1 protein-coding gene is annotated in these 248 nt (G+C 65.3%); it reads right to left on the reverse strand.

The genetic code is table 11. The features are described 5' to 3' along the window. Positions 1 to 248 (reverse strand): hypothetical protein (locus ACQG3P_RS21370; RefSeq protein WP_426806175.1); only part of this gene is annotated, 248 nt, incomplete at both ends.

A 248-nucleotide genomic window follows, 5' to 3' on the forward strand; every position in this document is an offset into this window, starting at 1 on the left:
TAGAGTTTTCAAACTCAAGCAGGCTTTCGCTTTCTTCCAGACTACGCGGCTGGCCCTGTCGCAGGACTTCGCCACACTGCCCGGCATACGCCATGAGGTACTCGGGCAGGTGCTGCGGCAGCGCCGCGCCGCCAACCAGCACCATGCGTTCGCCCTGCAAGCGATGGAACGCACCCACATCCGCGTTAAGCAGCGCGCACAGAGTGCGCCAGGCTTCGACGGCCCGCGAGCGCGGTTCCGGATCCCCG

This window comes from Stenotrophomonas sp. SrG (assembly GCF_050031795.1).
In the GTDB taxonomy this organism is placed as follows: domain Bacteria; phylum Pseudomonadota; class Gammaproteobacteria; order Xanthomonadales; family Xanthomonadaceae; genus Stenotrophomonas; species Stenotrophomonas rhizophila_A.